The following is a 21,944-nucleotide window of genomic DNA, read 5'->3' on the forward strand; positions in this document are numbered from 1 at the left end:
ACCCCATAGTCGCTCTCACAAGATCTTCCGATGGGGTGGGCTCCGTCCCGCCGGTGTCGGATCCGGCGTCGGTGGATTTCGCGGGACGGTCGCCGGGCTACCCTGCACGGCATGATTGAAGTGGAGTTGCGTGGATGGCGACCCGACGACATGTGGGTCGTGCTCGACGCGTTCAGCTCCCCGGACATGGCCGAGCAGGCGGCCCGGCCCATCGACACGGCTCAGGCGGCGCTGGAGTGGATGGGGGTCTGGGGCTTCCGCGATGACGCGCGGGCGTTCGCCGTGGTGTCCAACGGCGAGGTCGTGGGGAACGTCGCCGTGAGCAACATCGACGCGCACGAGACCGGCTGGGTGTCCTACTGGACGATCCCGCGTGCCAGGGGACGGGGCGTGGCCGTGGCCGCCGCCAGGAAGATGGCCGAGTGGGCCTTCAGGGAACGGGGGCTGTTCCGCCTGGAGCTGGGACACCGGGTCAGCAACGCGGCGTCCTGCGCGGTGGCCACCAGGGCGGGATTCCGGTCCGAGGGGGTCGAGCGGGCCAAGCTGAGTTACCAGGGCGTCCGTTATGACGTGGAGCGGCATGCCCGCCTGGCCACCGACTGAGCGGTGATGCTCGGCGCACCGGTGCAACGCGGGCTCAGAGGGCTTTGAGCCCGGCGAGGAGGTCGCGGAGCAGGTTCTCGCGGGGGACCGCGGAGGGAGCCGCGGGGAGCCGTACGGTGATCAGGTCGTGGTCGCGCAGGTCGCCGAGGAGCACCCGGAGCACTCCGACGGCCAGGCCGGTCTCCCCGGCCAGCTCGGCGACGGAGATCGGCGCGCGGCAGGCGTTCAGGATCGACATGTGCTCGGGCGGCAGGTCCCGGCGCGGGGCCCTGACCGCAACCACCACGGCCATCAGGTCGAAATGAGCCCCCGCGGCCCTGGTCCTGCCGCGGGTCATCGTGTATGGGCGGACGATCGGACCGGCCTCCCGGTCGAGCCAGCGCTCGGTCATCAGGGCCCGCCCTCCTGCCCGGTGCGCCGCCGTTCGTCGCGGAACGACGCGAGCACGCCGCTCGGGACGGCTCCCCTGCTCTCCGGGGGGGCCTCCGCGGGGTCGCCGGAGGCGGCCCGTTCGGCGGGTACGGTCTGGCGCACCCGTTTGGGGAGGCCGTTGCCGGAGGGCAGCCTTTCGACCTCGACCGAGTAGGTGAACCGGGGATCGAGCGGTTCGACCACCAGCTCGCCCGGGAGCAGCACGATCGCCGTGGTGCCGCCGAAGGGGGAGGGGCGCAGGGAGACGCGGATGCCGTGCCGGATGGCGAGCTGCGCGACGACGAACAGGCCGAGCCGGTCGCTGTCGGCCAGGTCGAACTCCGGCGGGTCGGCCAGCCGCGCGTTGAGCCGGGCCATCTCCTCGGCGGGGATGCCGAGCCCCCGATCCTCGACCTCGATGGCGTAGCCCCTGGCGACCGTCTCGCCGTGCACGCGTACCGAGGTGTGCGGGGGAGAGAACATGGCGGCGTTCTCGACCAGTTCGGCGACCAGATGGATCACGTCGGTGACGACCGCGCCGATCACGGACGGGCCGTGCGGAACGCTGATCGTCACGCGCGGATAGTCCTCGATCTCCTCGACCGCGGCGCGGACCACGTCGTAGATCGTGACCGGTGTCCGCCAGCCCCGTCCGGGGACCGCGCCGGACAGGATGATCAGGCCCTCGGAGTGGCGGCGCATCCGGGTGGTCAGGTGGTCCAGGCCGAACAGATCCTCAAGGGTCTCCGGGTCGCGGGCCCGCCCTTCCATGGTCTCCAGCATGGCCAGCTGCCGGTGCAGCAGGGACTGGCTGCGCCTGGCCAGGTTCACGAAGACCTTGTTGACGCCCTTGCGCATCTCGGCCTGCCCGACGGCGGCCTCGACGGCGGTCCGTTGCACGGAGGAGAACGCCTCACCGACCCTGGCGACCTCGGTGGTGCTGCCGACGTTGATCTCGGGTGCCTCCGAGCAGACGTCCTCGCCCCGGCGCAGCCGCCGGACCACGTCGGGCAGGCGCCTGTCGGCCAGGTCGAGGGCCGCCTGCTGGAGGTCGACGAGCTCGCCGCCCAGCCGCCGGCCGAACCGCACCGAGACGAAGACGGACAACCCGACCGCGACCAGGCCCAGCCCGCCGGCGAGGCCGATCTGGATCAGGATGCCGGTGGCGAGCGGCGTGGACCGCTCGCTGATGCGTTCGCTGACCTTTCCGGCGCGGCTGTCGAAGTCGTCGGAGAGACGGGTGGCGACCTCGGCCCAGGCGGGGACCGGGACCGCCGACGTGGCGATGGCGTTCTCGATCCCCTCGAACGAGGAGTAGTCGGGGGAGTCGTGCAGGGGGGTGTAGAGGGCCTGGAACTCGGCGTCGAACTGGTCGAAGCCCAGGGAGTAGAGGAGCCTGCGGCCGGTGACCAGCTCGCTGAACCTGGCACGTTCCGAGGGGCTCATGGCCCCCTCGACCACGGCTCCGGAAATCAGGGCGGCCTGCTGGCTGAGGATCTCGCGGCTCCGCCCGACCATGACGACGGCCCGCGCCTGGTCGGTCAACTCGATGTCGGTGGATATCCGCACCTTCTCGTAGACGTCGAAGGCGGCCTCGATGATCCCGGTGTAGGCGTCGAGCGTCTGCAGCCGGGTGTCGGTGCGGGTGTCGACGCCGCTGCGGATCTCGGTGAGCCGGTCCATGGTGCGAAGGAGCCGGTTCAGCCGCTCCCAGGTGCCCGGGACGAGGTCGGAACGGGCCTCGGTGATCAGCCGCTCCAGCTCGGCTCGCGCGGCGTTCGTACGGACGCGCTGGGCGTCCAGTTCCGCACGCGAGACGTCGATGTCTCCCAGGACGGACAGCGACAGCAGCCGTTCGTGCTGGAGCGCGGTGGTCACCTTTCTGGCGGGCAGGACCGCGTACGCGTAGCCGTCGCGGATCTTGAGGAGTTCCTGGCCGCTCTGGACCGTCTGGCTGGCAGCAAACGCCCAAATGGCTACAAGAGATATAATTGGTACCAGAAGTAAGGTAAAAATTTTCACCCTAATTGAGTATTTTCGGCCAGCCATAATACCTCGCACTGCTGAGATGCGTGGTTAACAGTCGCCAAACATAGCAATGCGGGTCACTTGGTGCTAGATGTGCATGTGAGTCACGTTGAGATGATTTATCGTGCTGTATCGGTTTGGAACCTTCCATACCTCAGATACGTCTCTTTAGGTAGGAGGGGGCCTTCAATGCAAACGATTGCGGAGCTGGTCAAAGCCGAGGCTGAGCGGGCGGGACAGTCGGCGCGGGCCCAGGGTGGCACGCTGGCGGTGCAGCTGGTCCGTTTCAGCCCGCGGTTGGTGACGGCCGAGGTCGACGAGGGCGCCGCGTGCGTCGAGTTCCGGATCGTCGACGAGACGCTGGACTGGCGCTGCAGCTGTCCCGAGGGCCGTGGCGGTGCCTTCTGCGCGCACTGCGTGGCGACGGCTCAGTCGGTCAGCACGAGAACGGACAGGAAGGACTCTCCGGGCGTGTCATCGGCGACCGCCTCGGTGAGGACGGTCCGGATGGCGTCGTAGGTCTGGCGGTCCTCGCTCCGAAGCGTCGACGGCTCCGACCAGAGCAGCAGGTGCTCGCCCGGTGGCAGCCACGACAGGTCGGTCAGCACGTCATAAAGCGAGTCGAGGGTGTGCCCGAAACGATCGGGCAGGTCGAGGGCCTCGGCGATCGCGTCCATCGCCTCGGCCGAAGTGGTGATCTTCGCGCCGTTCAGCGGGTGCGGCGTCGCGGTGCCGAGCATGGACTCGACCTCCTCCGCCGACCCCTGGCGGAACGTTCCCCTGGGCAACGCGATCATCCCCGCCCGTCGCAGGGGAGGGGCGTGCGGCGGCCGCCGTCCCGGCTCACCGTCGACCACACGCCCTGAGCTGCTGGTTCGCACTGTTTCTCGGACATCTCACCTCGCCGAACTACCCGCGCGCGCCCGCTGGAAAACGGGGCGGCGGCGTGTCTTCCCGCCGCTCGCTGGAATGACATTGTCTGATTGTCAGACAATGTGCCTACAATCGTCCCATGAAACTCGCCGTGATCGGAGCCGCCGTGCTCTGGGGGACCGCGGGAACCGCGGGCCTGCTCGTCGCCGGGGTCGATCCCGTCTCCATGGCCGCCGCGCGCCTGGTGATCGGTGGCCTGGTCCTCGCCGCCGTCACCGGCCCCGCGCGGCTCCTGCGTCTCCCCCGAGGCCCGCTCCCGGCGCGTGGGCGCCGCCTTCCGGCGCACCTCGGCCCGCTCGCGGCGGCCGCGGTGGCCGTGGCGGCGTACCAGTTGTGCTTCTTCGCCGCGGTCAGCAGGACCGGAGTGGCCGTCGGCACGGTGGTCGCCATCGGCAGCGGTCCGGTCTTCACCGGGCTGCTGTCCTGGCTGCTCGACCGCGTGCGGCCCAGCCGCCGCTGGGCGACGGCGACCGCGGTGGCGATCGCCGGCTGTGCCGTACTCACCGGAGGGGGAGGCGAGGTGCGGGCCGACGGGGTCCTGTTCGCGCTGTTCGGCGGCCTGCTGTACGCCTTCTACGCGGTCACCGCCGCGCGGACGATCAGCGCGGGGGCACCCTCCGACGCGGTGATGGGGCTGATGTTCGGCGGGGCGGCGGTCGTCATGGTGCCCGTCCTGCTGTGGACCGGCACCGGCTGGCTCGCCGAGCCGCGCGGCCTGCTCACCGCCCTCTACCTGGGCTGTGCCACCACCGCGCTGGCCTACCTGCTGTACGGAAGGGGCCTGCGCACCACCCCGGTCGCGACCGCCGCCACCCTCGCGCTGGCCGAGCCCGCGGTGGCGACGCTGCTCGGTGTCGTCGTGCTCGGCGAGCGGCTCGGGCCCGCCTCGGTCACCGGCCTGCTGCTGCTCGGCGCCAGTCTGGTCGCGGTCTCCCTGCCCGAGCGCGTCTCTTCTTCTGGCCGGGACAGAAGGGCAATAGGGTCGTCGGCGTGACCCTCCCGCTCCATCCCGTCTCCGCCGTCGGCGCGCTCGCCGACGCCCTGCGCCGGCGGGTGCTGTCCGGCGAGATCGATCCGGGCACCACGCTGCCGGAACAGGAGCTCTCGGCCCTGTACGGGGTGGCTCGCCCGACGGTCCGCGAGGCGCTCGCCGTGCTCGTGCACGAGGGGCTGCTCAGGCGCGAGCGGCACCGCAGCGCCCAGGTGGCCGAGGTGACCGTGGCCGATCTGGACGACCTGATGTTCGTCCGGCGCCCGCTTGAGGAACTGACGGCCACCGCGCTGGCCGGCCGGCGGGTCGGGGAGGCGGACGCGGCACTGGCGCGGATGGCCGCGCTGCCCGCGGACGCCCCCTGGTCGGACATGGTGGCCGAGCACATGGCGCTGCACCAGGCGCTGGTCGTCGCGGTGGGCAGTCCCCGGCTGGAGCGGCTCTACGGCATGCTGGCCGTGGAGACCAGGCTCGGCCTGGTGAGGCTGCGCGCCGTCTACTCCGACCGGCACGTGCTGGTCGCCGAGCACCGGAACCTGCTCGACGCGATCGGCAGCGGCCCCGCGGAGGCCGCCAGGGAGGCGGTCGCCGCGCATCTCGATCACGGCTGGGGCGATCATTAGGCACTGACTTGCACGGTTCTATTGCACGCGGAGCCCCGGAGTGGTCACAATCGCGCCCATGCACGGCAACTCAGTGCCGGACTCCTACGTGTATGTCACCGAAGAAGGCGTGACCCGTCACTACGAGGACGGCAGCGTTGACGCCCTCGCGTGGGAGGACGTCGTCGAGGTGCGGGTAGTGGGCGATACGGACTCGGACATCCTGTACATCCTTCTTGATCGAGGGGGCCAGGGGTGCGTGGTGCCCAGCTCGGCGACCGACGCGACCTTCCTCGCCCGTCTCCGGTATCTCCCGGATTTCGATCTCGACCGGCTCGGTGCGGCGGTGGAGGCCGCGCGCGACGACTATGTCGTCGTATGGCGCAGTCCAGAACCACCTTCCGCTCTTCCGGATTTTGAATACGACTAATTTCACATTATTGACAATAATAAGCGGTCAAAGGTACACGTTTGAACCGCTCCGTCAAGATGTCGTCTCCGTTGCGCTTCGGCCAATAGTGGACAGTGGCCGGTATTCCCCTGCCCGATGGTGATCACTAGGATTTCCATGGGTATCCACGCTCCTGATGCATTAGGGAATACTGTCAACTATTGAAATGAGATGCGTGGCACCTTATCCGGACGAGTCGGGGCATCTTGGGTGGGGTGGTATGAGAGTGGGAACTGAGGAGCTCGTCATCGGGCTCCTTAAGAGTCCAGCGCGCACTTCTCCGAGTATTTGGACACGCTCTTATGTCCGTATTCTCCTGGTCGGAGATGTCGCGTGTTCGGTAATCTCCTGCGGGGTCGTTCTCGGAATTCGAATCTGGTTCGGTGCTTTCATTCCCGAGACGGAGGCGCTGCTCGGACTGGGGCTCGCCCTGGTGTGGCCACTGGCCCTGGCCGCGGGGGGCGCCTATCGCAAGCGCACCTACGGTGAGGGAACGGATGAGTTCCGGACGGTCTTCAATGGCGCCGCGGGCCTGACGGCCACCGTCGCGATCGGGGCCTACGTCACGCAGACACCCATTGCCCGCAGCTTCGTCATGGCGATGTTCCCGCTGGCCTTCATCCTCAACGCCGTCTTCCGCCACCGGATGCGCAAGCGGCTCCACCGCAGGCGCATCCGCGGTGACCACATGCGCCAGGTGGTCGCCGTCGGCCACCGGGAGTCGGTGCTCGACCTGGTGATACAGCTGCGCGGGCAGCCGCATCACGGCATGCTCGTCGTCGCCGCGTGCCTGCCCGCGGGCCCCGACATGGTCGATGTCGACGGGATCCCGGTCCTCGGGGGCTTCTCCGACGTCGCCGCGGTGGTGGCCAAGGTCAACGCCGACGCCGTCGCCGTGCTGGCCTGCCCGGAGTTGGACGGCGCCGCGCTGCGCAGGCTCGCCTGGGGGCTGGAGGACGCCCGTACCGACCTGTTCGTGGCACCCGCGCTGATGGACGTGGCCGGCCCGCGCATCAGCATCAGCCCGGTCGCGGGCATGCCGCTCCTGCACGTCGAACACCCCGACTTCCGCGGTGCCAGGAGGCTGGCGAAGAGCCTGTTCGACCGGATGGGGGCGGGCCTGGCCCTCCTGGTGCTGGGCGTGCCCATGCTGGTGATCGCCGCGCTGATCCGCGCGACGAGTCCGGGGCCCGCGCTCTTCCGCCAGGTCAGGGTGGGCAAGGGCGGGATGGAGTTCCAGGTGGTGAAGTTCCGCACGATGGTCGTCGACGCGGAACGGCTCAAGATCGACCTGGAACGTGACAATGAGTTCGACGGTGTCCTGTTCAAGATTAGGAACGATCCAAGGATCACCCGGGTGGGCGCCTTCCTGCGCCGATACTCCATCGACGAGCTGCCACAGCTGCTCAACGTGCTGCGCGGTGAGATGTCCCTGGTCGGCCCTCGGCCGCCACTGCCCGACGAGGTCAGGCAGTACGGCGCCGACGTGCGCCGCCGCCTGGTTGTCCACCCCGGCATGACCGGTCTGTGGCAGGTCAGCGGACGCTCGGACCTGACCTGGGAGGAGTCGGTCCGGCTGGACCTCCGCTACGTGGAGAACTGGTCGCTCTTCCTGGACCTGCAGATCCTCTGGAAGACCTGGAGCGCCGTGATCGGCGGAGAAGGGGCCTACTAGTGAAAGCACTCGTGCTCGCCGGAGGGGCGGGCACCCGGTTGCGGCCGATCACCCACACCTCGGCCAAACAGCTCGTACCGGTGGCCAACAAGCCCGTGCTCTTCTACGGTCTTGAGGCCATCGCTGCCGCGGGCATCCGTGAGATCGGGATCGTGGTGGGCGACACGCACGCCGAGATCGAGGCGGCCGTCGGCGACGGCCGCGCGCTCGGCCTGGAGGTGACCTACATCCGCCAGCGGGCGCCGCTGGGCCTGGCCCACGCGGTGCTCGTCGCCCGCGACTACCTCGGTGCCGACGACTTCGTCATGTATCTCGGCGACAACTTCATCGTCGGCGGCATCAACGGGGTCGTCGAGAGTTTCGCCCGCGAGCGGCCCGCCGCCCACATCATGCTCACCAGGGTCGGCGATCCCCGGCAGTTCGGGGTCGCCGAGCTGGACGAGGCGGGCCGGGTGATCGGGCTTGAGGAGAAGCCACCGGTCCCCAAGAGCGATCTCGCGCTGGTCGGCGTCTACCTGTTCAGCGCCGCGATCCACGAGGCGGTGGCCGAGCTCAAGCCCTCCTGGCGGGGCGAGCTGGAGATCACCGACGCCATCCACTGGCTGATCGCCGACGGGCGGCCGGTCGCCTCCACGGTCATCTCCGGCTACTGGAAGGACACCGGGAACGTCACGGACATGCTGGAGGTCAACCGGCTGGTGCTGGAGTCCCTGGAGCCCCGGGTGGACGGCCTGGTCGACGGCGCCAGCCAGCTGATCGGCCGGGTGGTCGTCGAGGCCGGCGCCGAGATCGAGAGGTCCCGCATCGTCGGGCCGGCGATCATCGGCTCCGGAGCCCGGGTCCGCGACAGCTACATCGGCCCCTTCACCTCGATCGCGACGGGCTGCGCGATCAGCGGCAGCGAGATCGAGTACTCGATCGTCCTGCCCAGGTCCTCGATCGCCGGAGTCTCGCGGATCGAGGCGTCCCTCATCGGCCACGACGTCGAGGTCACCCCCGCCCCCAACACCCCCAGAGCCCACCGCCTCGTGCTGGGCGATCACAGCAAGGTGCAGATCAGCTCATGACAACCTGCAGGCTGTGCGGCTCGACGAGCCTCGCCAGCGTCGTCGACCTCGGGGCGACACCGCCCTGCGAACGATTCCTCACCGAACGGCAGCTGGCGGAGCCGGAGGTCACCTACCCGCTGCACCTGCGGGTCTGCACCGGCTGCTGGCTGGCGCAGATCCCGCCGATGATCACGCCCGAGGAGACCTTCACCGAGTACGCCTACTTCTCCTCGTACTCGACGTCGTGGGTGGAGCACGCGCGGGAGTTCGTGACCGGGGCGGTCGACCGGCTCGGGCTGGGCGGTGACTCGTTCGTGGTCGAGGTGGCCAGCAACGACGGGTACCTGCTGCGGCACGTCGTCGAGCGGGGCATCCGCTGCCTGGGCGTCGAGCCTTCCGAGAACGTCGGCCAGGCGGCCAGGGACGCCGGGGTACCGACCCACACGGCCTTTCTCGACGAGCGGACCGGCGCCTCGGTGCGCGCGGAGCACGGGCCGGCCGACCTGGTGGTGGCCAACAACGTCTACGCCCACATCCCGGACGTCATCGGGTTCACCCGGGGGCTGCGCGCCCTGGTGGCCGACGACGGCTGGGTCTCCATCGAGGTCCAGCACCTGCTCACCCTGATGGAGCACAACCAGTACGACACGATCTATCACGAGCACTTCCAGTACTACACGGTCGCCTCCGCGCGGAGTGCCCTGGCGAGCGGCGGCCTCCGTCTCGTGGACGTCGAGTCGCTACCCACGCACGGCGGCTCGATCCGCCTGTGGGCCCGGCCGGCGGAGATCGCGGGCGAGCCGGGCGAGCGGGTGGCCGCGCTGCTCGCCACGGAGAAGGCCGCGGGCCTGCACGAGCTGTCGGGGTACACCGAGTTCGGCGCGCGGGTGGCGCGGGTGCGAAGGGACCTGCTGACCTTCCTCCTCGACGCCGCCCGCCAGGGCCGGACCGTCGCCGGCTACGGGGCGCCCGGCAAGGGCAACACCCTGCTCAACCACTGCGGGATCCGGCCCGACCTGCTCCCCTTCACCGTCGACCGCAATCCGTACAAGCACGGCAGGTTCACCCCCGGCACCCGCGTACCGGTCCTGCCGCCCGAGCGGCTCGCCGAGGAGCGGCCCGACTACGTGCTGGTCCTGCCGTGGAACCTCCGCGAGGAACTCGTCGAGCAGCTGTCCTTCGTACACGCCTGGGGAGGCCGGCTGGTCTTCCCCATCCCCAACCTGGAGATCGTCGAGGTGAACCCGTGAAGGTCGTCCTCTTCTGCGGCGGATACGGCACCAGGATGCGCACCGGCACCCCCGGTGACGCGCCCAAGCCCATGCAGCTCGTGGGGCCTCGGCCGCTCATCTGGCATGTGATGCGCTACTACGCGCACTTCGGGCACACCGAGTTCATCCTCTGCCTCGGCTACGGCGCGCACCACATCAAGGACTTCTTCCTGAACTACCAGGAGACGACCTCCAACGACTTCGTGCTGCGCGGCGGCAGGGTCGAACTGCTGTCCACCGACATCTCCGACTGGTCGATCTCGTTCGTGCAGACCGGGATCGCCTCCCCGATCGGCGAGCGGCTGCGCCGGGTCCGCGACCATCTGGACGGCGAGGAGATGTTCCTGGCCAACTACGCGGACGTGCTCACCGACGCGCCGCTGCCGGAGATCGTCGACCGCTTCACCCTCTCGGGTGCGGGCGCGTCGATGATGGTGGTGCCGCCCTCGGACACCTTCCACTGCATCGAGCTGGGCGAGCGCGGCACGGTCGGCGGGATCACCCCGGTCAGTGAGATGCCGCTCTGGGTCAACGGCGGATACTTCGTGCTCCGCCAGGAGATCTTCGACCACATCCCGGCAGGCGGTGACCTGGTCGCGGACGGCTGCGCCGAGCTGGCCAAGCGCGGCAGGCTGCTGGCCTACCCGCACCGCGGCTACTGGCGGCCGACGGACACGGTCAAGGAGCGGGTCGCCCTCGACGAGGCGTACTCGCGCGGCGACCGCCCCTGGGCGCTCTGGGAGCGCGAGCACCTGGCGGTGCCGGCCACGTGATCCGCTTCAGACCGGCCCAGGCGGGCCGGATCGCGCTGCTCGCCGCGCACTGCGACGACCTCGCCATCGGGGCGGGCGGCAGCCTGCTGACCCTCTGCGCCGCGCGCCCCGGCATCCGGGTGGACGCCCTGGTGCTCTCCGGCGGCGGGACCGAGCGCCAGGACGAGGAGCACGCGGCGCTGACCGCCTTCTGCCCAGGCGCGGACCTGCGGCTCACCGTGCTCAAGCTGCCCGACGGGCGGCTGCCCGCGCGCTGGGAGGAGGCCAAGGAGGCGGTGGAGGAGCTGCGCGCGCGCACCGACCCCGGCCTGCTGTTCGCGCCGCACCCCGCCGACGCCCACCAGGACCACCGGATGCTGGCCGAGCTGGTGCCCACGGCCTTCCGCGACCACCAGGTGCTCGGCTACGAGATCGCCAAATGGGACGGCGACCTCGGGCGCCCCTCGGTCTACCAGCCGCTCGCGCCCGAGGTGGCCGAGGCGAAGGTGAGCCTGCTCCAGCGCCACTACCCCTCGCAGCGCCACCGCCCCTGGTACGACCGCGAGGCGTTCCTCGGGCTGGCCCGCGTCCGCGGGATCGAATGCCACGCCCGCTACGCCGAGGCGTTCCACGTCAACAAGCTGACCCTTGACCTGTCTGGAGGTTGAACCGGATGCGCGTGCTGCTGACCGGGCACCAGGGCTACCTGGGGAGTGTGATGGCCCCGGTGCTCGTCGCCGCGGGCCACGAGGTGACCGGGCTCGACTCCGGGCTCTTCGCCGGATGCCTGCTGGGTCCCGCGCCCGGCGACCCGTCAGGACACGCGGTCGACCTGCGGGACGTCACCCCCGAGCTCCTGGCGGGGGTGGACGCGGTGGTGCACCTCGCCGCGCTCTCCAACGACCCGCTGGGCGCGCTGGCGCCCGAGCTGACCTACGACATCAACCACCGCGCCGCGGTGCGCCTGGCGAGGCTGGCCCGGGACGCGGGCGTGCGCCGGTTCCTGTACGCCTCCACCTGCTCGGTCTACGGCGCCTCAGGCGATGACCTGGTCGACGAGGACGCGCCGCTGCGCCCGGTGACCCCCTACGCCGACTCCAAGGTCAGGGTCGAGAGCGACCTGTTCAAGCTGGCCGACGGGGACTTCAGCCCGGTGTTCCTGCGCAACGCCACCGCCTTCGGGTTCTCGCCCAGGTTGCGCGCGGACATCGTGCTGAACAACCTCGCCGGGCACGCGCTGCTGTCCGGGGAGGTCAGGGTGCTGTCCGACGGCACCCCGTGGCGCCCGCTGGTGCACGCCGCCGACATCGCGAACGCCTTCGCCATGGCGCTGGCCGCCCCGCGCGACGCCGTCCACGCCAGGGCGTTCAACGTCGGCACCGAGGAGAACAACCTGACGGTGGCCCAGATCGCCGCCGAGGTCGCCGAGGCGGTGCCGGAGGCCCGGGTCGTGATCACCGGGGAGACCGGGGCCGACCCGCGCTCCTACCGGGTCGACTTCTCCCGCATCCGCGACGCGCTCCCCGGCTACCAGGCGCTGTGGACGATCAAGGCGGGCGCGCTCCAGCTGGTCGAGGCGTACCGGCGGTTCGGCCTGACGGCGGACGACTTCCAGCGCCGCTTCACCAGGCTGGCCTGGCTGTCCGCCCGGCGCGAGGCGGGCACCGTCGACGGCGCGCTGCGCCCGCGCCAGGTGGCGGGGGCGGTGGACGATGACCGATGACGGCGAGGGGCGCGGGATGCACGCCCTGGTGGAGCGGCTCTATCCGCTCTGCCGGAGCATCACCGGCGACGGCGTGCGCCGCACCCTGGAGATCGTCGCGGAGTCCGTCAGCCTGCAGGTCCACGAGGTGCCGACGGGGACCCAGGTGCTGGACTGGACGGTGCCCAGGGAGTGGAACATCCGCGACGCCTACGTCAAGGACGCCTCTGGTGCCAGGGTCGTCGACTTCGCCGCGTCGAACCTGCACGTGGTCGGCTACAGCGTCCCGGTGTCGGCCACCATGACCCTGGACGAGCTCCGGCCCCACCTGCACACGCTGCCCGAGCAGCCGGGGCTGATCCCGTACCGGACCGGCTACTACGCACAGACGTGGGGCTTCTGCCTGGCCCACGACACCCTTGCGGGCCTGGCCGGCGGGCGGTACGAGGTCATGATCGACTCCACGCTCGCCGACGGCCACCTGACCTACGGCGAGCATGTGGTGCCGGGCAGGGTCGATGAGGAGGTGCTCGTCTCCTGCCACGTGTGCCACCCCTCGCTGGCCAACGACAACCTGGCGGGCGTCGCCGTGGCGGTCGGGCTCGCGCGGCGGCTGGCCGCGGCCGACCCGTGGTACACCTACCGCTTCCTGTTCGCTCCCGGCACCATCGGCGCGATCACCTGGCTGGCGCGCAACCGGGAACGCGTGGGGCGGATCAGGCACGGCCTGGTGCTGGCCTGCGCGGGGGATCGCGGCCCGCTGACCTACAAGCGCAGCAGGCGGGGCGACGCCGAGATCGACCGCGCCGTGCGGCACGTCCTGCGGACCTCGGGGCGTGACCACACGGTCGTGGACTTCTCCCCCTACGGCTACGACGAGCGGCAGTTCTGCTCGCCGGGCTTCGACCTGCCCGTCGGCTCGCTCACCAGGACCCCCTACGCGGGCTACCCGGAATATCACACCTCCGCCGACAATCCGGACTTCGTCTCCCCGGAGGCGATGGCCGACACCCTGCAGACCTGCTGGGAGGTCACCCGGGTGCTTGAGGGCAACCGCGCCTATCTCAACCTCAGCCCCCACGGAGAGCCGCAGCTGGGCAGGCGTGGCCTGTACGGGGCGCTGGGCGGGCGCAGCGACACGCAGGAGGCCCAGATGGCGATGTTGTGGGTGCTGAACCTCTCCGACGGGGAGCACAGCCTCCTGGACATCGCGGAACGATCCGATCTGCCCTTCGCCGCGGTGGCCGACGCGGCACGGGCACTGTGCGGCGCGGGACTGCTCAAGGAGTGCGGGAAATGACACTGCAACGGGCCGGGATGGGTTCTGGAACGCTCAACCTCCGGGTCGGCGAGACGGTGGAGGTGCTCGGCGAGGCCGAGATCATGGCCACCCTGGACGAGCGGGGAGAGCTGGACGCGCTGCCCTTCATGCCGGAGATGCTGGCCTTCTGCGGGCGGCGGCTCACCGTGCACAAGGTGGCGCACAAGCTCTGCGACACGATCAGCGGCAGCGGCATGCGGCGGATGGAACGGGCGGTCCACCTGACCGGGGCCCGCTGCGACGGGCAGGCGCACGGCGGCTGCCAGACGGCCTGCCAGTTCTACTGGAAGGAGTCCTGGCTCAAACGGGTGGATCCGGACTCCCCCCTCACCCCGGTCACCGAGCACGACCTCGCCGCGGGCCGGCCCCTGCTGCCGATCCTGCAGGCCGCGACCAGGAAGGAGCCGGGACCGGGCGGGGAGGAGCGCTTCTCCTGCCAGGCGACCGAACTGCTCCGCGCCGCGCCCACCTGCCTGCCGTTCAAGGACGTCGGGCAGTACGTCGCCGACGTGCGGACGGGGAACGTGGGCGTGCCCTGGATGCTGCGCTCGTTCCTCGTCGGGCTGTTCAACCGCTTCCAGCAGGCCAGCAGGCGGGTCCTGCCCAGGTGGCTGTGGATCAGGGGCGGGCTGCGCTGGGGGTTCGTCAGGGGCAAGGCCGGACCCACCACTCCGACGCGGACCCTGGATCTGCGTCCGGGGGAGCTGGTCCGGGTCAGGTCCAAGGAGGAGATCCTCCAGACGCTCAACGACGACCTGCTCAACCGCGGCATGGGGTTCGAGGAGGAGATGTCGCGGTACTGCGGGCACGTCGCGCGGGTGAGCGCCCGCGTCGAGCGGTGCCTGGACGAGAAGACCGGCCGCATGCTGCACATGAAGAACCCCTGCATCGTCCTGGACGGCGTCATCTGCGCGGGCGCGTACAACGTCAGCTGCCCGCGCGAGTTCGTGCCGTTCTGGCGGGAGATCTGGCTCGAACGCGTCGAGGAGCCCAGCTGAGCCGATCACCCCACGAGACAGGCGGAAGGCACGGATGAACCAGCGACAGGGCGGGGACGCCGGTGATCGCGGCGAGACCGGCGCGGTCGGCACGGCCGGCGAGACCGGTGCCGACGACGCGACCGACGCGACCGACGCGACCGGCGCGACCGGCGCGACCGGAACGGCCGGTGAGCAGGTCGGGACGATCGGCAGGAAGGCCGGCCGCGGGTTGCGCTGGAGTCTGCTGGGCAACCTGGGGACCAAGGTGACGACCTTCGTCATGGGGCTGGTGCTCGCCAGGCTGCTCGTGCCGGAGGACTTCGGCCTCTACGCCATCGCGCTCGCCGCGACCACCTTCGTCATGCACGTCAACGACGTCGGCATCATCGCCGCCACCGTGCAGTGGCGGGGCAGGGTCGAGGAGATGGCGCCGACGGCGACGGTCATGGCCCTGGCGTTCAGCACCGGGATATACGGGATCTTCTGGGTGGTGGCTCCGTACTTCGCGGAGCTGGCGGGCAGCGCGGAGGCCACCCCGGTGGTCCGGCTGCTCACCGCGATCATCCTCATCGACGGTGCCACCGCGGTGCGGGCTGGCTCGCTGATGCGCGGGTTCGGGCACGACAGGCTGACCAAGGCCAACATCGCGGGCTCGCTGGTCAACGCGGCGGTGGCCGTCACGCTCGCCGCGAACGGCGCCGGAGCCTACAGCTTCGCCTGCGGGCAGGTCGCGGCCAACGCGGTCACCGGCGCGCTGGTGCTCGCCTGGGCGGGGCTGCCGTTCCGCCTCGGCTTCGACCGGGAGGTCGCGGCCAGGCTGCTGCGGTTCGGCGCGCCGCTGGCCCTGGGCCTCGGCATCGAGGCGGTGCTGATGAACGCCGACTACGTCATCGTCGGCGCCGTGCTCGGCCCCGCCGCGCTCGGCTTCTACCTGCTGGCCTTCAACGTCTCCAGCTGGGTGCCCAGCGTGATCGGGACCGCCCTGCGCTACGTCACGGTGCCCAGCTTCTCCCGGCTGGCCGAGCAGCGGCCCGAGTCGCTCTCGCTGGGGGTGCAGCGCTCGGTGCCGCTGCTGGTCGCGTTCGTGCTCCCGGTCGCCGTCGTGACGGCCACGCTGGCGCCGGAGATCGTGGCGTTCCTCTACGGCGAGAAATGGGCACCGGCCGCCGGGGTCCTGGCGCTGCTCGCGGTCCTGCTGGTCGTGCGGATGCTCACCTCCCTCGCCTTCGACATCCTCACTTCGGCGGGTGCGACCAGAGCCACCGTGTGGATGAACCTCGGCTGGGCCGTGGCGCTGGTGCCCGCGCTGTGGGCGGGGACGCACTGGTACGGCATCCGCGGCGCGGCGATCGGTCACGCGCTGGCCGGCCTCCTGGTCGCCCTGCCGATGGCGGTGCTGATGCTGAGCCGCGCGGGGGTGCGTCTGGCGCCGGTGCTTCCGGCCCTGGTCCGCCCGCTGCTGGGCGCCGTGCTCGCGGCGGCGGTGACCGTGGCGCTCGCCGTGCTGGTCGGCGGGCTGACGGCCACCCCGCTCGTCCGGCTCTGCGTGGCCGGCGCCGGGGGACTGCTCGCCTACGTCCTGCTCGCCGTACCCGCGGCGCGGCTCAGAGAGCTCGGCGCGCGGGCCGTTCCCGCCCGTGCCCGCTGAACCGCCGACCAGAGCCCGCCGAACCATCACCGAGAGGGAGAAGACCGGATGCCGAACTCCGACACGCTGGTGTCCATCGTGCTTCCCGTGCGCGACGGCGCCGGGCGGATCGAGGGCGCGGTCCGCTCGGTCCTCGGCCAGGACCACGAGCGCCTCCAGCTGGTGATCTCCGACAACGCGTCCACGGACGGCACCGAGGAGATCTGCCGTGACCTGGCCGCGGCCGACAGCCGGATCGTCTACCGCAGGCATCCGGAGAACGTGGGCCTGTTCGACAACTTCGTCCGTACCGTCGAGCTGGTCGAGGGCGAGTTCTTCCGCTGGGTCGGCGACGACGACCGGCTGGAGCCCGCGTGCGTCTCCCGCTCCCTGAGGGCCTTCGCCGAGGACGACCGGCTCGTCCTGGTCACCACGCAGGTCGCCTACACCGGGCCCGACGGGATGGCCGCGACCGCACCCCTGGAGGGCTCGGGGCTGGCCTCGGACGACCCGGTCGAGCGGTTCGCCGAGATGCTGCGGCTGCTCAATGAGAGCCACCTGCTCATCGACCCGCTGTACGGCCTGCTGCGGCGCGAGCCGCTGGCGCGAATCCCCCGGCGGAACATGCTCCGCGAGGACGAGGTGTTCGCGGCGAAGCTGGCGCTGGCCGGACCGTGGGGGCACGTTCCCGAGGTCCTCGCCCACCGCGACTGGAAGCACGACACCCTGTCCGCGATCGCCCGCCGCCTCGACGTGCCGCCCTGGCGGGCCCGCTGCTCCACCCTCCTGCAGTGCCGGGAGCTGCTGGGCTGGCTGCGAGGGGCCGGCCTCACCGGCGAGCAGCACCGTCGCGCCCGCGCGGCGGTCCTCGGCATGTACGCGCGCCGCCAGCGGCTCACCGCGGCCCGCCGGGGCCGCAGGCTCGCCCTGATCGCCTCGGGGCTGGTCCCCGGCATCCGCTCCAGTGACCCGCTTCAGTGACTCACAGAAAGGCGAACCACCGTGACCACCGTCTTCTCCAACAGCGTGGTGGACGACGACACTCGCAGGGAACTGCTCTACCAGGGGCAGGTCTTCGTCTACTCGGCGACGCCCGCCTCCACCCTGCTGGCGGCCTTCGCCCGGGAGATGACCGCCGAGGCGTTCGGCGGGCGCGACCCGGAGACCGCACAGTTCGACATGCCGGTCGAGGAGTTCGCCGACCTGCTGGCCCGGCTCAAGCCACGGTTCATCCACCATCCCCGGTGCAAGGAACTGCTGCCCGCGGTTCTGCGGGAGCTGGGCTGCGACCTGGACCGGACCTACTTCGACGTGCCCCGGCTGCGCACCTCCACCTCCCACGACTACCTCACCTCCGGGATCTCCTACGCCTTCCACCCCCATCGGGACTGCTGGTACTCGGCCCCTTTCAACCAGCTCAACTGGTGGATCCCGGTCTACGAGGTGGTCCCGGAGAACGTGATGGCCTTCCATCCCCAGTACTTCGGCAGCCCGGTGCGCAACGGCAGCGCGCGCTACGACTACGCCGAATGGAACAGGACAAGCCGGCTCACCGCGGCCCGGCACGTGCGCGGCGACACCAGGGAGCAGCCCAGGCCGGAGGAGAACGTCGTGCTCGACCCGCAGGTGCGGGTGGTGCCCGAGCCGGGGGGCGTCATGGTGTTCTCCGGCGCCCAGCTGCACTCCACGGTGCCCAACACCTCGGGCAGGACCCGCTTCAGCATCGACTTCCGCACTGTGCACATCGACGACGTGCGCGCCCGCCGCGGCGCGCGCAACGTGGACGCGGCGTGCACCGGCACCACCCTGCGCGACTTCGTGCGCTGCGCCGACCTCGACCCGATGCCGGAGGAACTGGCGCTGGAGTACGAGGCGGAGGCGCTGGCCAGGGTCGGGTGAGCGGCGGACTCCCGGCCACCGACACACCGCAGTAGTGACAAGGAGTTCGTGTGCCGCGACCAATACGCATCGTGTCCCGGGCGTCCGGCGCGCTCGGGAGAGCGGGGAAGACGTAGTGGAGTTCTGGAGGACCATTCTCGACCTCGCCAGAAGGAAGCGGGTCGGGCTTCCACTGGTCGGCCTGGCGCTGCTCGGCGCCGCGGCCGTCTTCTTCCTGGTGCCCCCGCGCTACCTGGCGAGCACCTCCATGGTGCTGACCACGCCCCCCGCGGGAGGGACGACGGAACCGGACAAGCCACTGGGGCGGAGCAACCCGCTGCTGCAGTTCAGCGACGGTCTCCGGACCACGGCGGGCATCCTCATCCTGTCCATGAACACCGAGGCGGTCGCGGCCGAGCTGGGCGTCGTGAAGGACGGCCCCATCGAGCTGACGATCAACGACGGGCGGACCAACCCCGGCATGCTGGGCATCCTCATGAACGGCCCGTTCGTGTACGTGGAGGTGCGGAGCGACTCCGCCGACCTCTCCCGTGCCGTCATGGCCAGGACCCAGTCCCGCCTGCGGGCCGAACTGATCCGCAGGCAGGAGACGCTCGGCGCCCCTGTCTCCACCTTCATCGGGCTCGTCGAGGTGGTGCCGCCCGCCTATCCCGTGGTGGACCGGAGCGGCACCTGGAAGGCCATGGGCGGGGCGGCGTTCCTCGTCGTCGTCCTCGGCCTCGGCGCCGCGTACGCCGTGGAGCGCCGCAGGGTGTTCCGGCAGAGGTCCGGTGGCGGACGGTCGGCAGAGCCGTCCCCGGCCACGGTGGAGATCCCGGCCGGCCGGGACGGCGGGGCGGACCGCGATGACCACGGCGAGCGCGGGGAGGAGCCCGGGAGCGGTGAGGGGTGCGAGGGGCGGGAGGAGCAGACGGTGTGAGAAGCGGGCGAGGCAAGCGGTAGAGGACCTGGTCACCGGCCGGGGAACCGTGCGGTTCTCCGGCCAGGCGGCCTCCATCCGGCCAGGAAGGGAAAGGCGTGGACTTCTGGGGGACAGTGCTCATCGTGTTGAGGCGCTGGTACGTCGCCCTGCCGGCGTTCCTGCTCTCCATAGGTGCCGCGGCGGGCGTCTACTCGTCGATTCCGACGCTCTACGTCTCGAACGCGGTGCTCGTGCTGACCATCCCGCCCACCGGCGGAAGCCTGCCGAGCGATCCCGGTCGCCCCAACGGGCTGACCAACCCCCTGCTGAACTTCGACTGGGGCCTGAGCATGTCCGCCTCGATCCTCGTCCAGGTGATCAGCGCGCCGGAGACCGTGGAGTCGCTCGGCGTGCGGCCCGAGGGCGACACCACCTTCACGGTCACCAACGGCAGCACCAACCCGGAGTCGCTGGACGGCGGGCCCTTCGTGTACATCGAGGGCACGAGCAGGTCGCCGTCCGGGGCCCGGGACATCGTGACGCGGGTCAGGGACCGGGCGAGGGTCGAGCTGGCCGTTCGCCAGCGGCAGTTGAACGCGCCCCCGGCGACCTACATCACGATGAACGAGATGGTGCCGCCGACGGAGCCACAACCCCAGCGCACCGGGAAGACCCGGGGGGCCGCCGCGGCCCTGCTGCTCGGGGTGCTCGCCGGCCTCGCCGCGGTGTTCTCCCTGGAGAGCTTCCTCGACGCCCGGAGGCGAAGAAGCCGGGTGTCCCCGGCGCCGGCGTCCGGGCTGCCCGCCGAACCCTCCCTGCTGCGACGTTGAGAGCCCCCGTGGTCCCCGCCTCCCTTGACCGCCCCGGTCTGCGCAGCGCCGACGGGGCGACCCTGGCCGCCGCGTTCGTCGTGGTCCTGATGCTGGTTCCGGCGCGGCTGGTCTTCCGCGGCGTGCCCTTCTCGCTCACACCGGCCGACGCGGTCGGCCTGTTCGCCGCGCTCTGGTGGTTCTGCGCGCACCTCACCACCACGCTCGGCGCGGCCAAGGGCCCCAACCCCGTGCGCACCGCGCTGTTCGGGTACGCGGTCGCGATGCTGGTCACCTACGGGTACGCCGGTGCCGGGTACCTGCCGCCCGACGAGCTCAACATGGCCGACCACGGCATCGTCCTCGTGGTGGCGACGGTGGGCATCGGGCTCGGGGCGTGCGACGGCATCCGGGGCCGGGAACGGCTCGACTTCGTCCTGAAGTGTCTCGTGGTCTGTGGCGCGGCCGTCGGGGTGATCGCGGCGCTCCAGTTCGTGCTCGAATTCGACCTGACCAAATATCTGGCCCTTCCCGGCTTCCGATTCACCGCGGAGCTGCCCGCGATCCTCGAACGGAACACCCTGCGCCGGGTCGCGGGTACCACGGGGCACCCCATCGAGCTCGGGGTCGTCTGCGCGATGATCACTCCCGTCGCGCTGCACTACGCGTTCGGCGCCCGCGATCGGGGCGAGCCCTCCCTGCGCTGGTGGATCTGCTCCGCGCTGATCGGCGCCGGGCTGATGTTCTCCGTGTCGCGGTCGGCGGTCCTCGGGATAGCCGTCGTCGGCGCGGTGCTCCTCGCGGGCTGGCCCGCACGCAGGCGGCTGTGGGCGGCACTGGGCGGCGCCGGATTCCTGGTGGCGATGAAGGTGGCCGTGCCCGGCCTGCTCAGCGTGTTCCTCGGGTTGTTCACCAGCCTGTCCAGCGATTCGAGCATCCAGTACCGGACCCACGACTACGCGGTGGCGGCCACCGAGATCGGGAACCACCCCTGGGTCGGCAGGGGGCTGGGCACCTGGTACGCGCCGAAGCACCTGATCTTCGACAACCAGTACATCCTGTCGCTGGTGGAGACCGGGATCATCGGCCTGGTCACCTTTTCCGGGATCTTCCTGACCGGTCTCTGGGCGGCGCTGCGCGTCCGCCGCCTCAGCTCCGACCCCGCCGTGCGGGACCTGGGGCTTGCCCTGGCCGCCTGCCTGGTCGTCCCCCTGGTCGGGGCGGCCACGTTCGACCTGCGCTCGTTCGCGACCGTGACCGGCCTGTCGTTCCTGATCATCGGAGCCGCGGGCTCGCTGCTGCGCGGCACGCGGCTGCCCGAGAAGCCCGTCGAGAAGCCCGGTGAGGAGGTCAGCCGACCAGCCGCGCGCGCAGGTCCGCCCAGGAACCCGCGGCCAGATCGCGCTCGCTGATCGCGGTGACCGGCATCGGCCACTGGATGCCGAGATCGGGGTCGTCATAGCGGACCGAGAGGTCCTCGGCGGGGTCGTGCTCCCGGTCGATCCGGTAGCAGACGTCCGCCTGATCGGTCAGTGCCTGATAACCGTGCAACAAGCCAGGAGGAACGTAGAGGTGGACGAACATCTCATCGTCGAGCACCACCGACATGTGGCGGCCGAAGGTCGCCGAGCCCGGCCGGGCGTCGACGAGTACGTCGTGCACGGCGCCCCGGGCGCACCTGACGAGCTTGGCCTCCCCTCGTCCGCTCCGGCCGTGCAGCGCCCGGATCGTTCCCAGGCGGGACCGCGACTGGCTGTCCTGGACGAACTCGGCGGGCCGCAGCCCGTGGGCGGCGGCGAGCGTGGCGTCGAAGGTACGGGTGAACAGCCCGCGGTCGTCCCTGCGCTGGGCCGGGATGAACAACAGGACACCGTCGATCTCGCCTTGTTCCACTCTCATGTGCCCATCTTCCAGATTCCCCCAGCTTCCGGCCATCCAG

General features: G+C 70.8%; 22 protein-coding genes. 18 read left to right on the top strand and 4 right to left on the bottom strand.

What is annotated here, in order from left to right; translation table 11 throughout:
* The first annotated feature begins 111 nt into the window (after positions 1–111).
* Positions 112–603, top strand: a complete 492-nt coding sequence (locus ABT130_RS13300) for a GNAT family N-acetyltransferase (protein WP_350918333.1) — start codon at positions 112–114, stop codon at positions 601–603.
* A gap of 34 nt (positions 604–637) precedes the next feature.
* Here ABT130_RS13300 and ABT130_RS13305 read toward each other — a convergent pair whose 3' ends face one another.
* The 3 genes from ABT130_RS13305 to ABT130_RS13315 all read right to left on the bottom strand — a co-directional run bounded on the left by ABT130_RS13305 (position 638) and on the right by ABT130_RS13315 (position 3,830).
* A complete protein-coding gene (locus ABT130_RS13305) occupies positions 638–994 on the bottom strand; it encodes a DUF742 domain-containing protein (RefSeq protein ID WP_350955419.1) in 357 nt (118 codons plus the stop codon).
* A complete protein-coding gene (locus tag ABT130_RS13310; RefSeq protein WP_350955421.1) occupies positions 994–3,036 on the bottom strand; it encodes a sensor histidine kinase in 2,043 nt (680 codons plus the stop codon). The genes ABT130_RS13305 and ABT130_RS13310 overlap by 1 nt, the downstream gene beginning before the upstream one ends.
* A 434-nt stretch (positions 3,037–3,470) precedes the next feature.
* Complete coding sequence (locus ABT130_RS13315; protein ID WP_350955423.1) at positions 3,471–3,830, bottom strand: barstar family protein; 360 nt, start codon at positions 3,828–3,830, stop codon at positions 3,471–3,473.
* Positions 3,831–4,054: 224 nt separating this feature from the next.
* On the opposite strand from ABT130_RS13315, the gene ABT130_RS13320 reads away from it, so the two are divergent.
* From ABT130_RS13320 to ABT130_RS13400, 17 genes are all read left to right on the top strand, one after another.
* On the top strand, positions 4,055–4,969 hold the full coding sequence (locus tag ABT130_RS13320) for a DMT family transporter (protein WP_350918321.1): 915 nt from the start codon (positions 4,055–4,057) through the stop codon (positions 4,967–4,969).
* Positions 4,966–5,589, top strand: a complete 624-nt coding sequence (locus tag ABT130_RS13325) for a GntR family transcriptional regulator (RefSeq protein ID WP_350918318.1) — start codon at positions 4,966–4,968, stop codon at positions 5,587–5,589. The genes ABT130_RS13320 and ABT130_RS13325 overlap by 4 nt, the downstream gene beginning before the upstream one ends.
* A 58-nt stretch (positions 5,590–5,647) precedes the next feature.
* The gene (locus ABT130_RS13330) at positions 5,648–5,998 is read left to right on the top strand and encodes a hypothetical protein (protein WP_350955425.1); all 351 of its coding nucleotides are present in this window, start codon (positions 5,648–5,650) and stop codon (positions 5,996–5,998) included.
* 241 nt (positions 5,999–6,239) lie between these two features.
* On the top strand, positions 6,240–7,694 hold the full coding sequence (locus tag ABT130_RS13335) for a sugar transferase (protein WP_350955427.1): 1,455 nt from the start codon (positions 6,240–6,242) through the stop codon (positions 7,692–7,694).
* Complete coding sequence (locus tag ABT130_RS13340; protein WP_350955429.1) at positions 7,694–8,761, top strand: glucose-1-phosphate thymidylyltransferase; 1,068 nt, start codon at positions 7,694–7,696, stop codon at positions 8,759–8,761. Before ABT130_RS13335 ends, ABT130_RS13340 begins: the two co-directional genes overlap by 1 nt.
* Positions 8,758–9,993: a class I SAM-dependent methyltransferase gene (locus ABT130_RS13345; RefSeq protein ID WP_350955430.1), complete on the top strand. Its 1,236-nt coding sequence runs from the start codon at positions 8,758–8,760 to the stop codon at positions 9,991–9,993. The genes ABT130_RS13340 and ABT130_RS13345 overlap by 4 nt, the downstream gene beginning before the upstream one ends.
* Positions 9,990–10,787 (top strand): sugar phosphate nucleotidyltransferase, encoded by a 798-nt coding sequence (locus tag ABT130_RS13350; RefSeq protein WP_326634945.1) that lies wholly within the window; start codon positions 9,990–9,992, stop codon positions 10,785–10,787. The genes ABT130_RS13345 and ABT130_RS13350 overlap by 4 nt, the downstream gene beginning before the upstream one ends.
* Positions 10,784–11,434 (top strand): PIG-L deacetylase family protein, encoded by a 651-nt coding sequence (locus ABT130_RS13355; protein ID WP_350955432.1) that lies wholly within the window; start codon positions 10,784–10,786, stop codon positions 11,432–11,434. The genes ABT130_RS13350 and ABT130_RS13355 overlap by 4 nt, the downstream gene beginning before the upstream one ends.
* 5 nt (positions 11,435–11,439) lie before the next feature.
* Complete coding sequence (locus ABT130_RS13360; protein ID WP_350955434.1) at positions 11,440–12,489, top strand: NAD-dependent epimerase/dehydratase family protein; 1,050 nt, start codon at positions 11,440–11,442, stop codon at positions 12,487–12,489.
* On the top strand, positions 12,479–13,768 hold the full coding sequence (locus tag ABT130_RS13365) for a DUF4910 domain-containing protein (protein ID WP_350955436.1): 1,290 nt from the start codon (positions 12,479–12,481) through the stop codon (positions 13,766–13,768). Before ABT130_RS13360 ends, ABT130_RS13365 begins: the two co-directional genes overlap by 11 nt.
* Complete coding sequence (locus tag ABT130_RS13370; protein WP_350918294.1) at positions 13,765–14,787, top strand: hypothetical protein; 1,023 nt, start codon at positions 13,765–13,767, stop codon at positions 14,785–14,787. Before ABT130_RS13365 ends, ABT130_RS13370 begins: the two co-directional genes overlap by 4 nt.
* Positions 14,788–14,821: 34 nt before the next feature.
* Complete coding sequence (locus ABT130_RS13375; RefSeq protein ID WP_350955438.1) at positions 14,822–16,417, top strand: lipopolysaccharide biosynthesis protein; 1,596 nt, start codon at positions 14,822–14,824, stop codon at positions 16,415–16,417.
* Between the two features lie 48 nt (positions 16,418–16,465).
* Positions 16,466–17,377, top strand: coding sequence for a glycosyltransferase family 2 protein (locus ABT130_RS13380; RefSeq protein ID WP_350955440.1), 912 nt, complete (start codon positions 16,466–16,468; stop codon positions 17,375–17,377).
* A gap of 21 nt (positions 17,378–17,398) precedes the next feature.
* Positions 17,399–18,295: a phytanoyl-CoA dioxygenase family protein gene (locus tag ABT130_RS13385; protein WP_350955442.1), complete on the top strand. Its 897-nt coding sequence runs from the start codon at positions 17,399–17,401 to the stop codon at positions 18,293–18,295.
* A 115-nt stretch (positions 18,296–18,410) separates the two neighbouring features.
* Positions 18,411–19,214: a hypothetical protein gene (locus ABT130_RS13390; RefSeq protein ID WP_350955444.1), complete on the top strand. Its 804-nt coding sequence runs from the start codon at positions 18,411–18,413 to the stop codon at positions 19,212–19,214.
* A 125-nt stretch (positions 19,215–19,339) separates the two neighbouring features.
* Positions 19,340–20,026, top strand: coding sequence for a hypothetical protein (locus tag ABT130_RS13395; RefSeq protein WP_350955446.1), 687 nt, complete (start codon positions 19,340–19,342; stop codon positions 20,024–20,026).
* Positions 20,023–21,417: an O-antigen ligase family protein gene (locus ABT130_RS13400; protein WP_350918277.1), complete on the top strand. Its 1,395-nt coding sequence runs from the start codon at positions 20,023–20,025 to the stop codon at positions 21,415–21,417. Before ABT130_RS13395 ends, ABT130_RS13400 begins: the two co-directional genes overlap by 4 nt.
* On the opposite strand, the gene ABT130_RS13405 is transcribed toward ABT130_RS13400, so the two are convergent.
* A complete protein-coding gene (locus tag ABT130_RS13405; RefSeq protein ID WP_350918274.1) occupies positions 21,356–21,904 on the bottom strand; it encodes a dTDP-4-dehydrorhamnose 3,5-epimerase family protein in 549 nt (182 codons plus the stop codon). The genes ABT130_RS13400 and ABT130_RS13405 overlap by 62 nt on opposite strands.
* Positions 21,905–21,944: the final 40 nt, after the last annotated feature.

The organism is Streptosporangium sp. NPDC001681 (assembly GCF_040298085.1).
In the GTDB taxonomy this organism is placed as follows: domain Bacteria; phylum Actinomycetota; class Actinomycetes; order Streptosporangiales; family Streptosporangiaceae; genus Streptosporangium.